This is a genomic window from Bacteroidota bacterium (assembly GCA_016183775.1).
In the GTDB taxonomy this organism is placed as follows: Bacteria; Bacteroidota; Bacteroidia; order JABDFU01; family JABDFU01; genus JABDFU01.
The window spans coordinates 1-12,494 of record JACPDY010000034.1 but is presented as its reverse complement, the minus strand read 5'-3'; the positions used below and the strand labels follow the sequence as shown (position 1 = coordinate 12,494).

2 protein-coding genes are annotated in these 12,494 nt (G+C 45.4%); one reads left to right on the top strand and one right to left on the bottom strand.

Translation table 11 applies throughout. The features are described 5' to 3' along the window. Positions 1–122 precede the first annotated feature (122 nt). Complete coding sequence (locus HYU69_04395) at positions 123–11,654, top strand: gliding motility-associated C-terminal domain-containing protein (protein ID MBI2269580.1); 11,532 nt, start codon at positions 123–125, stop codon at positions 11,652–11,654. Positions 11,655–12,098: 444 nt separating this feature from the next. On the opposite strand, the gene HYU69_04390 is transcribed toward HYU69_04395, so the two are convergent. Next, entirely contained in the window at positions 12,099–12,392 is a 294-nt protein-coding gene (locus tag HYU69_04390; GenBank protein MBI2269579.1) for a SpoIIE family protein phosphatase, read from the bottom strand. Between the last annotated feature and the right edge of the window lie 102 nt (positions 12,393–12,494).

The window sequence follows — 12,494 nt, the reverse complement described above, 5'->3', positions numbered from 1 at the left end:
TAATGAAGTATAATAAAAACATAAAAAGTTTATTATCAATTACTTATGTATTATTACATATAGTATTACTTTATTTAATTAATACAACTGCATTTGCTTCAGTTATTTTTAAATTAAAACCTATGTGCCCTCTTACTCTTGGAACTGGTTTTACACCTGTTTCCTGCAGTGGCGGCACCGACGGAACCGCTTTTGTAAATGTTTCGGGAGGAAGCGGAAATTACAGTTTTATATGGAGCATTGGAGGACAAACCGGCATAACCGCAACTACCATGTCGGCCACAACCTATACTGTTACTGTAACTGATAATACCGGAGGCTGTACGGCTACGGCAACTGTTACGCTTACTCAACCTGCACCACTTACAGTTACCACAACAAAAACCGATGCCGGCTGTACAGGAGTCTCTAACGGAACAGCCACAGCTAACCCGAGTGGCGGCAATGGCACTTACACTTATTCATGGACGAACGGACAAACCGGAAAAACAGCTACCGGCTTAGCTCCCGGTGCATATATAGTAAGAGCCACGGATATAAAAGGGTGTACAAGAACCGCATTGGTCAATATTGGTACCCTGGCTCCCAACACCATCAGCTTCACAAATACTGATATTCTGTGCAATGGAGGTACTACGGGCAGTGCGGTTGCTACATTATCCGGAGGAACGGGTCCTTTTACCTACAACTGGAGCAGCGGATCTACGGCCCCTGCTGCAAACAACCTTTCGCAAGGCAGTTATACTGTTACAATAAGTGATGCGATCGGCTGTGCGGTTACAAACTCTGTGACCATAACGCAACCTACAGCTATAACAGTTACAGCTACCCCGGTAAACTTAACCTGCAACAATTCAGGAAACGGAAGGGCCACAGCCTCTGCCTCGGGAGGAGTTGCCGGATATAACTATAGCTGGACAGGAGCCCAAGCAGGGATAACAGCGACAAGCCTGGCAGCAGGATCATATACAGTTACAGTTACCGATGCCAATAATTGTACAGCAACAACAAATGTTAGTGTGACACAACCGGCACCGGTGATCACAAGCTCTACTTCAATAAATGTTTCCTGCTTTGGATATAACGATGGCAAAGCATGGGTCACGCCAAATGGTTCAAAAGCTCCTTACGTTTATGTATGGAATCCAAGCCTGGGAATAAACGATACGATTTTTGGTCTCACCGCAGGTGGTTACACCGTTACGGTCACCGATTTTTCAGGTTGTACTCAATCGACCGTAATAACGATATCTGAACCAACACAATTATCGGGAACGGTTACAGGCACAAACAGCAGTTGTAATGGCGCAACAGATGGTACGGCTACTATAGTTCCATCCAGTGGCACGCCACCCTATACGTACTTCTGGAACACTACTCCGCCACAAAATACAGCAACTGCAAATAACTTAGGCCCCGGAACATTCACCATCAGATTAACCGACGCGAACGGATGTGAGTTTTATGCGAACGTCACTATCTCGGATGCGGCCCCGCTGTTTATTAACAACCCTTCCATCACCCAGGAGACCTGTCTTCGGGGAAATGGCGCCGCCACCATAACTATACTTGGCGGAACAGCGCCTTACACCTACTCATGGAATCCGACTGCCCAAACTATAAATACTGCATCTGGCCTTTCTGCGGGAACCTATAGTGTTACTGTTACAGACAGCAAAGGCTGCTCAACAACAAAAACAGCAGTGGTTACAAATCAATTTTCTCCTCCAACGGCTTTCGCCAATACCATAAATAATGTAAGCTGCTTTGGCGCCAATAACGGGCGGGCGGCAGTGACTGCTTCCGCCGGAACACCGCCATACGTATATAGCTGGTCGCCTTCCGGAGGAGCGGGAGCAACTGCAACCAATTTATCGCCGGGAACATATACGATCAGAGTTACAGATGCCAATGGTTGTACCGCAACTTCATCAACAGTTATTACAGAGCCTGCAAGTATGACCATCACGACCGCTTCGACAAACGCGACCTGCGGATTAACAAACGGAACAGCAAGTGCCACACCATCAGGCGGCACATTACCCTATACTATCAACTGGTCGAATTCGGCCACCGGAATTACAGCAAGCAACCTGGCAGCGGGTACATATACAGTCACAGTAAGAGATGCCGGCGGATGTTCACGAACGAACAGCGTGACAATCAGTCTCGCGAATCCATTAAATATAATTTTATCATCAACCAATATTGCGTGTAATGGCACCAGTAACGGAACGGCAACCGTGTCGGCATCGGGCGGCAGCGGTTCATTCAATTATGCATGGGCTCCGGCGGGAGGAACTGGCTCCACAGCAACCGGTTTAGCGCCTGGTACTTATACCGTTACTGTGAGCGATGCCGGTAACGCGGCATGTTCAGGTACTTCAACGGCTGTAATCACTCAACCGGCCGTATTAACAGCGCCTATAACTATTGTTGATATATCTTGTTCAGGCAATAACAACGGACAGGCTTCTGTTTCACCTACAGGCGGTGCAGGTACTTATACCTATATCTGGTCGAACGGAAGCACGACAAGTGCCATTACCGGTTTAGCTGCAGGTGGTTACACGGTAACTGTAACGGATAATAACGGATGTAGCAAAACTGCAAACGGCACCGTTATTCAAAATACCTTAGTGACAGCTTCAATAACCGGTACGGATGTAAAATGTTCCGGACAAAATTCAGGTCAGGCTGTTGTTACTGCAGGAGGCGGCAGCGGCTCCTATTCATATAGCTGGACACCGACAGGAGGAACTTCATCAACCGCAACAGCACTTGCGGCGAATACATATACAGTAACTGTTACGGACGGCAACGGATGTACGAAAACCGCTACCATTACTATAACCCAACCAACGGTTTTTACGATCAGTACAAATAAAACAGATGCATCCTGCGGCTCCAATAACGGAACTGCCAATGTAAATTCTTCAGGCGGTGTAACCCCATATACTTATGCGTGGTCGAACGGAATAACATCCGCAACTGCTGCAAATCTTGCCCCGGACACTTATACCGTTGTTGTAAATGATGCGAACAGCTGCGCCCGCACTGCGACAGTTACGATATCCATTTCCAATAGTCTTGCGGCTTCTGCTGTAAAAACAGACATAAATTGCAACGGAACCGCGAATGGAACTTCAACGATTAGTCCAACAGGTGGAAGCGGAACATATAACTATAACTGGTCGCCCGGCGGATATACCACAAGCAGCGTTACCGGTTTAACACCTGCTGCATATACTATAACAGTTACGGATGAAGGAAATGCAGCCTGCTCAACAACTGTAACGGTGAGCATAACGGAACCGGCAGTATTAAATTCAAATATAAGCGGGGTTAATATTACCTGCAACGGCAGTAACAACGGACAAGCCTCCGCAAATCCTACAGGCGGAACAACACCATATACATATAACTGGAGTACAGGAAGCACTTCCGGCACAATTACAGGGTTAGGCCCAAACACCTATACGATAACTGTTACGGATGCCAATAGTTGTTCATCAACAGCAACAGTTGCCATCACACAGGGCGCGGCGCTTTCTGTTACAGTAAATACACATATTGATGTGGCATGCTTTGGTACCGCAACAGGTACTGCTTCGATTAACGCATCAGGAGGAACAGGAACTCTGACTTATTTATGGTCACCATCGGGCGGAACAGGAGCAACGGCTACAGGCCTTGTTGCAAACACATACACATTAAGTATCAATGACGCGAATAATTGCGCCTCAACCACCGCAATTACAATAACAGAGGCTCCGGATCTGTTGCTTACCCAGACAACAACAACCGCGACATGCGGTATTTCTGATGGCACCGCTACTATTTCACCTACGGGAGGTACAACACCATATACATACAGTTGGAGCAGTGGCGGCACAAATGCACTTGAGATCGGACTTGCTCCCGGTAATTATACCGTGACCGTAACCGATGCCAACAATTGTTCAAAAACAAGAACCGTAACTATTGTTGTTGGAAATCCAATTTCACTAATCACCACTCAATCCAATATCACCTGTAATGGATTAAGCAATGGAACTGCATCGGTAAGCGCCACAGGAGGAACAGGGAGCTACATTTATAGCTGGGTACCGGGTGGATCCACCTCGGCTACTATAGGCGGTGTGATCGCCGGAAGCTATACGATTTCTGTAATTGACGCCATTAACAACGCCTGCAGTGCATCAACGATCATAACGATCACCCAACCCAATCCGCTCACTGTACCAGTTACACGAACCAATATTATATGCTTCGGTCAGACCAACGGCACCACAACAGCAACGCCAAACGGCGGAACACCTTCTTACACTTATAATTGGACACCTGTTGCAGGAACCGGTTCCGGTCTTAACAACCTTAGTGTGGGGACTTATACTGTTACAGTTTCCGACGCGAATGGTTGTACAGCCACCAGCTCTGCAACAGTTACTGAACCTCCGGTACTTACTTTACAATTAGATTCTGTAAATGTAAGTTGTATCGGTGCTTATGATGGAGGTATAGGATCCACGACCGGAGGCGGCGTACCAGTCTACACTTATACATGGGCTCCGAACGGGGGAGCGACAGACAGTATTGGTGGTCTCGGCCCCGGCACTTATACATTAACAGTAACCGATGCCAATGGTTGTACAATCACACGATCGATAACTATTACAGAACCTCCGCCATTTTACATTTCAACAAGCGACAAGGATCCCACCTGTTATAATCTTAATGGTGAAGCATATGTAAGTGTTACAGGCGGCACCGGTCCATTCAGCTTTTTATGGACACCCACAGGAAGTATTAATGATACGATCACCGGTCTTGGACCCGGCACTTACCAGGTGAGGGTGATAGATCTGTCTACCGGCTGTGATACCATTGGTACCGTTATTTTAGCTTACCCGGTTGTAACGGTCAACCTGAACTCGCTGGATGTAACATGCAAAAACTTCAATGACGCAAAGGCATGGGCGATCGCTTCGGGCGCAACCGCGCCATATACTTATTCCTGGAGTTATGCAGGATCGGTAAATGATACAATAACAGGACTTTCACCCGGCACTTATAGTGTCACTGTGAGCGACAACGGAAGTTGTATAACTACGGGCAGCGTTAGTGTTACAGAGCCTGTCATTTTATCCCTTACAAAAACTTCATCCGATGTGACCTGCTTTGCAGGGAATAACGGAACTGCAGGCATTACAGCCGCAGGAGGAACAACACCTTATACCTATAGCTGGTCGTCCGGACAAACTTCAGCCTCAATAACCGGACGCACCGCAGGAACATATACAGTCACACTTACCGACAATAATAATTGTACGTTAACCGAAACCATAAATATTACTCAACCGCCGCAACTTGTTGCTGCCGCCGACTCGGTTAACATTACCTGTTTCGGAAATAATGACGGAAAAGTTCTTGTCAATGCAAGTGGCGGAACAGGAAGCTATTCATTTGTGTGGTCTATGGTGGGATCTCCGACCGGAAACACGGTAACAGGACTTTCTGCAGGGCCATACACGGTAACTATCACTGACGGCAGCGGATGTACAACCACAAGTGTTACAATTGTGGATGAACCTGCAGCACTTTCACTTACCATGAGTAAGGCAGAGCCCAATTGCGGACAGACCAATGGGAAGGCTTCTGTAAATGTATCCGGCGGCAACTCAGGTTACACCTATCAGTGGTCTCCCGTTGCAGGCTCAAATGACACAATCATCAATATCTCAAAAGGTTCATATACGGTTACAGTAACTGACACGAAAGGATGCTCATCAACAAGTTCGATACAACTTACCGAACCGGATGCTATATCTGCTTCTCTCAATTCAACAAATGTAACGTGTAACGGGGCCAATGACGGAACAGCAAACGTGACAGCCTCCGGGGGATCAGGTAATTATGATTATTCATGGAGCCCCGGAGGAGCCACCACAGCAACGATCATAAATCTTTCAACAGGTAAATACAAAGTAACAATAAAAGATATTGCCAATAGTGCCTGTGCATTGGTTGATTCTGTTGTTATCTCAGAACCCGCCACACTAAACTCCCCTGTCAACTCAACAAACGTGACGTGTTTTGGAAAAGGTGATGGTACTGCAACCGCTACAGTAACCGGTGGAGCAGGCGTATACACATATACCTGGTCGGATGCTTCAACTACGGCAACCATAAGTAATCTAATCCCTAATATTTATGCAGTTACAGTTACGGATAACAACGGATGTAATACAACAGGATCAGTAACTATTACCCAACCGACAATTCTCTCAGCTGCTGCAAGTGGCGTAAACATTACCTGCAATGGATATAACAATGGTAAAGCATTTGTGACCGCTACCGGCGGCACTGCCCCTTACAATTATACATGGAATCCCGGCACTATACTTGGTGACACACTTAATAATCTTGCTCCCGGATCATTTACTGTTACAGTGAGTGATATTAACAGTTGTACTGCCACAGCCTCCGTAACTATTACCGAACCTTCGGGCATGACACTGATGATGAATCGTACGAATACAGCCTGCGGTTCAAACATCGGATCAGCAAGTGTTACTGCTAACGGAGGTACAACACCTTATACATATCTATGGAGTAACGGAAATACATCAACCAACATAAACTCATTGTATAAGGGATTATATATAGTAACTGTTACCGACAATACAGGATGTACAAAAAGTGATTCGGCAAGAGTTACCGAACCCAACGGAATTGCCATCTCATTTGCCACTACAAACATTACATGTAACGGAAGTAATGACGGCAAAATAACTGTAACTGCGACAGGAGGAAGCGGCTCCTACATATATTCATGGGTGCCATCAGGAAATACGGCTACTACACTCAGCGGACTTTCTGCCGGAAATTATGTTATACAGGTTACTGATGCAACCAACCTTATCTGTAATTCGATAGGCGCAGTGACCATTACCCAGCCTCCCCTTCTTTCAGGCACCATGAGCCAAACCCCTGTTACATGCTTTGGTGACAGCACAGGTACAGCTTCGGTTACAGCCTCGGGGGGAAATGCCCCATACACTTATTCATGGGCAGTAACCGGCTCAACGACTGCCACTATCACGGGTTTAAAGCAGGGCATTTACACTGTAAATATTACAGACAACAAAGGATGTATCGCAGCCAGAACCATTGCAGTCACTCAACCAACACCGGTTACAATAAATACTTCTATCAAACAAGCCACTTGCGGAAACTCAGATGGCGAGGCTTATGTACAGGCAGGCGGCGGCACAGTCCCCTATGTATATTCCTGGACGCCTGTTTTTACAGCCAACGATACACTTACAGGCCTGCTTCCCGGAAAATACTTCGTATATGCGAGCGATGCCAACTCGTGTACTAAACAAGATTCTGTTACAATTACATTGACAAATGGCATAAACACAAACCTCACTGCTGTGAGCGCAACTTGTTTTGGCGATAAAGACGGATCCGCTTCTGTAACTGCCAACGGAGGATCGGGAACTTTCACCTTTCAATGGGGACCTATCAATAACAGTAACCAGAATATTTTCAATCTTGCCCCCGGAATGTACACAGTTACGGTTACCGACATAAATATCAACGGGTGTATTAAGATTGATTCGATCCTTGTTCCCGAACCACCCATTGTTGATGTGACACTTTCCGTTACAAAGAGTGCATGCAGTGGAAACAATAACTACGTAGCCACCGCTAATCCTTCCGGTGGAACACCGGGTTATAATTTTACCTGGAGTTTCGGAGGAACCAACCAGATCGAAACAGGTTTAATACCCGGTACCTACATTGTGGCAGTAAGCGATTCAAAAGGCTGTGATACCGCCAAAATATTTACGATTAACTCTTCTTCGACTCCGTTCATTTTGCCCCCACTCAGAGTCAATCCGAAATGTAACCTGCCTAACGGCTCCATATCAGTAACCATTTTTGGCGGCATGCCTCCATATACTTATTCATGGAGTCCTTCTATCAGCACAGGTCCTACGGCCACCAACCTGTCATCGGGCATTTACACCTTAACAGTTACCGATGCGTACAACTGTACCGATGCGCGGACAATTTCACTGATCAACACTGCCTTGCCGCCTAACGTAATTGCCAACGCTGTTCCGGCGGTTTGCTTTGGCACAAGCACGGGCGGCGCAAACGCCACAGCTAACGCTGGTTCTGTACCTTACACCTATTCATGGAGTCCCACAGGAGGCGGCGGAACTGCTACAACCCCGATACCCGCAGGTATCTATACAATTGTTGTGACCGATGCGCAAGCATGCACGGCCACAGCTACGGCAACTGTCACAGAACCGCCTGATATAGCGATCACCATTACAAAATCAAATGTTTCCTGCTTTGGAGGAAGTGATGGAGTTGTTGCCGCTCTTGTCGGAGGTGGTACGCCGGGTTATTCATACAGCTGGTCATCAGGCGGCACTGCTCTCGTCGAAAACAATCTTTCTGCCGGACAGTACAACTTTACCGTTACAGATTCTCAGTCCTGCACAAAAACAAATACGGTCGCTATAACGGAACCTCCTGTATTGACGGCAACCGGTTCTGTTGTAAATAATGTTTTCTGTAACGGAGGAAGTAATGGTAACATTAAAGCCTCGGTTACAGGCGGAACACCTTTTTATACATACAGCTGGACACCTGCGGGAGGAGCAGATTCCATTTCAGGGTTGTTACCGCAGGGGTCATACACGGTTAATATTACGGACAGTAAAGGCTGTACAACAACAACCTCAGCAGTAATCACTCAGCCTGTACCTTATTCGGCCTTTACCGTTAAGAAAAATGTAAGCTGCTTTGGCGGCAATGACGGACAGGCAAAAGTTGTTGTCTCAGGATCTTCTGCACCTTACCTCTACTCCTGGGCCCCTATGTCTAATTTTACCGACAGTGTTTCTAATTTGAAAGCCGGCACTTATACAATTTATGTCATCGATTCATTGGGTTGTCCCTTCACATACATTGACTCGGTCTCTCAGCCTCCGAAGATCGTTATCACAACAACCATTGCAAACTCTTCCTGCACAGGCAGCAATAATGGTACTGCAACCGCCACAGCAGCAGGAGGAACTCCGCCCTATAATTTCCTGTGGCCATTTACCGGCAGTACCGCCACATCAATAACTAATTTAGCGCCCGGCTCATACGGAGTTTATGTAACTGATGCAAACAATTGTATTGACAGCAGCTTTGCCCTGATAACCGAGCCTACACCGTTAAGTCTCAGTATTTCCGGTACTGATCTTATATGTTACAATGACTCAACCGGAACCGCATCAGTAGTTGCAAACGGAGCAACACCTTCTTACACCTATTCCTGGATGCCCGGCAGCTACACAGGTTCAGCTATCGGCGGAATACATGCTGGCATATATACTGTTACGGTAAATGATAATAACGGATGTATAAAAGTGGATTCGGTGATTATTACACAGCCGGTGCCGATCACAGGCAATGCCACCAAGGTAGATGTATTGTGTTACGGACAAAAAACAGGCAGCGCGACACTCAACGCTTCAGGCGGAACGCCCGGGTATTCCTATAGTTGGAACACAGGAAATGTGACTCCTACAATCACACCCATATTTTCGGGAAGTTATAAATACACTATCACCGATTCAAAAGGCTGTAAATTGGCTGACTCAGTTATTATCAGTCAACCCGGACCTGTACTGCTTACCGTTGCAGGATCTCCGGTGAAATGTTTTAATTCATGTGAGGGGCAGGCCGTTGTAACACCAGCCAATGGTGTTCTTCCCTACTCTTTTGCCTGGTCGAACGGCGGTAACACTGCAAGTATCAGCAATCTTTGCGCAGGAGGCTATACCATAATTGTAACGGATGCCAATGGCTGCCCTGCAAGCACTAATATCACTATTACACAACCAACTCCACTTATATTAACTCCGGGCAGTTCAACTGCTCATTGTAACATAAATGATGGTACGGCAACAGTAAGTGCGAGCGGAGCTTCTCCTCCATATAACTATCTATGGAATCCCACCGGAAGTACAAGTACAACAGTCAGCGGTCTGGCCGCAGGTGACTACACAGTAATAGTTACAGATATTAATGGCTGCGTTGATTCCACACTGGTCAACGTGGGCAACTCGAACGGACCAGATGTGTTGATCGGAAGTTTCACAAATACCAATTGTTTGGGCATTTGTTCAGGTACAGCTTCATCACAGGTATCGGGCGGTACAGGACCTTATACTTATTCATGGAACACCGTTCCACCGCAATTAACCGTCAACGCACAAAACATGTGTGCAGGTGATTATTACGTTGCCGTAACCGATATATACGGCTGTATTGACACCGCCAATGTATCCATTAAGGCTCCTACAATAAATCTTATAGTTTCTGCCAGCGATACAGATGTTTGTATCGGACAAACGGTGAATCTGAACGTTACAGCGTCAGGAGGTACTCCTGCATATCAATTTACCTGGGACAATGGTGCTTTTATAGGACAAAATTATTCAGTTAATCCGACTATAACCACAACATACACTGTGGTAGTTAAAGATGCCACCGGCTGTCCTTCACTGCCGGTGACGGTAAAAGTGAACGTGAAACAACCATTGGTTATTGCCGCTAATGCTCCGCCTCCGGCCGCTTGTCCCGGCACATCATTTATAGTATCTGTTACGGGTTCCGGCGGAAATGGGAATTACAGTTACACCTGGCAGCCGGGCAATTTTGTAGGAAACAGCATTACTGTTACACCAGGCGTTACCACAACCTATACAATTACAGGGAATGATGATTGCGGAACACCTTCGGACACGGCCATGGTAACGGTTAATGTGTATCCGGACCCTATAGTGAATTTTATTGCGAGTGATACAGCGGGCTGTTTAAATGTATGCACTGACTTTACCGATCAGAGTACAGTGGCTGCAGGCTCTACAATTGTTTCCTGGTTATGGGATTTTGGCGACGGAACAACTTCGACACAACAAAATCCGACTCATTGTTATAACATGATAGGGCTGTATAATGTTTCACTTACCGTAACAACCGACAAAGGCTGTACGCAGATCCTTAATAAGCCAAATTACATTAGCATATTGGGTTTACCGGTAGCGGGATTCACAATGGATCACAACTCGGTAAGTGTACTCAGCCCGCTTGTTAATTTCACAGATCAGTCAACCGGCACATTAAGCTGGGAGTGGGATTTTGGCGACGGATCAACCGTTGACTCATTGAATTATGTACAAAACCCAAGACATACATATAAAGATACCGGAACATTCTGCATCTGGCAGATCGTAACAAATTATGATGCCTGTAAAGATTCCATCAAACACTGCCTGCGCGTTTACCCTGAATACAGTTTCTATATACCCAATGCCTTCTCACCAAATGGCGATGGCATAAACGATGGCTTTAACGGAAAAGGAACTTACATCAGGGAATACAGAATGATGGTGTTCGATCGCTGGGGTAACCTGATATTTGTTACCGAAAGCCTGAATCTGGATTGGGATGGCCGCGCTAACCACGGTCAGGAAGTTGCCCAGCAGGATGTTTATGTATGGAAAGTTGACCTCATTGACGTATTTTACAGGGAACATAAATATGTGGGGCATGTCACTTTGGTGAAATAGTTACCTTTTACAAAAAAACCTAATCTTCATTATATTTTACATAGACAAACACCACGTTCCAGCACAAAACTGCTGCTTATCACAAAAGAGCCTGCACAACAAAAGCTGTTATGGTTACTAATGAGATTTTTGCATTTCAAAATAAAATATGTATCTTAAAACATTATTTTAAATCTACCATCGAGAGATATAGAATGCGAAAACTACCAGTATTATTAATAATCTGTATCACCCTGGCGGCCTGTAAAAAGGAAACCATAAATTCAACTGCCCACAGTATTACTCTCAAATGTTTGGGAAGTAATACCAATACTATTGTTTATAATTTCGGTGATGGTGAAATAGTTTATAACGGCACGATCGTTACTTCCTGGACGGTTATAAGAGATATAAAGGTTGGAAAACAGCTTCTGTTACCTACACTGTCAGATAATATCCGCAACATTACATTCTTATTCCAATCAGGCAAACATCATCCAACTGCTCATTTGTTCCCTGCCAGTTTTTGAATATATTAAGCAGTTCATATTGTTGTTCCGCCATATACAAATGAACCGTACTTAAAATACTTTTCTGAAGATTCTTAACCATGAATTTTTTACCCTTTTCTCCTCCGAATTGATCAGCATAGCCATCAGAAAACATATATAAACTATCGCCGGCTTCTAATTGTATTACATGGTTGGTAAATGAGTTGTTATACCAATTATAAATAAAATATAGTCCAATATTTTGCATGTAGATTTTTTTTATTACTTTTGGACTAAACTATAAATATAATTCTATGTCTCATCCAAAATCGTTAACAATTAAGGAGAGTGTTCAGGAATTATCACACTT

What these genes read in the sequence shown, in the direction of transcription:
- HYU69_04390 (MBI2269579.1), bottom strand. Translation starts at nt 12,392, where the DNA reads ATGCAAAATATTGGACTATATTTTATTTATAATTGGTATAACAACTCA.
- HYU69_04395 (MBI2269580.1), top strand. Translation starts at nt 123, where the DNA reads ATGTGCCCTCTTACTCTTGGAACTGGTTTTACACCTGTTTCCTGCAGT.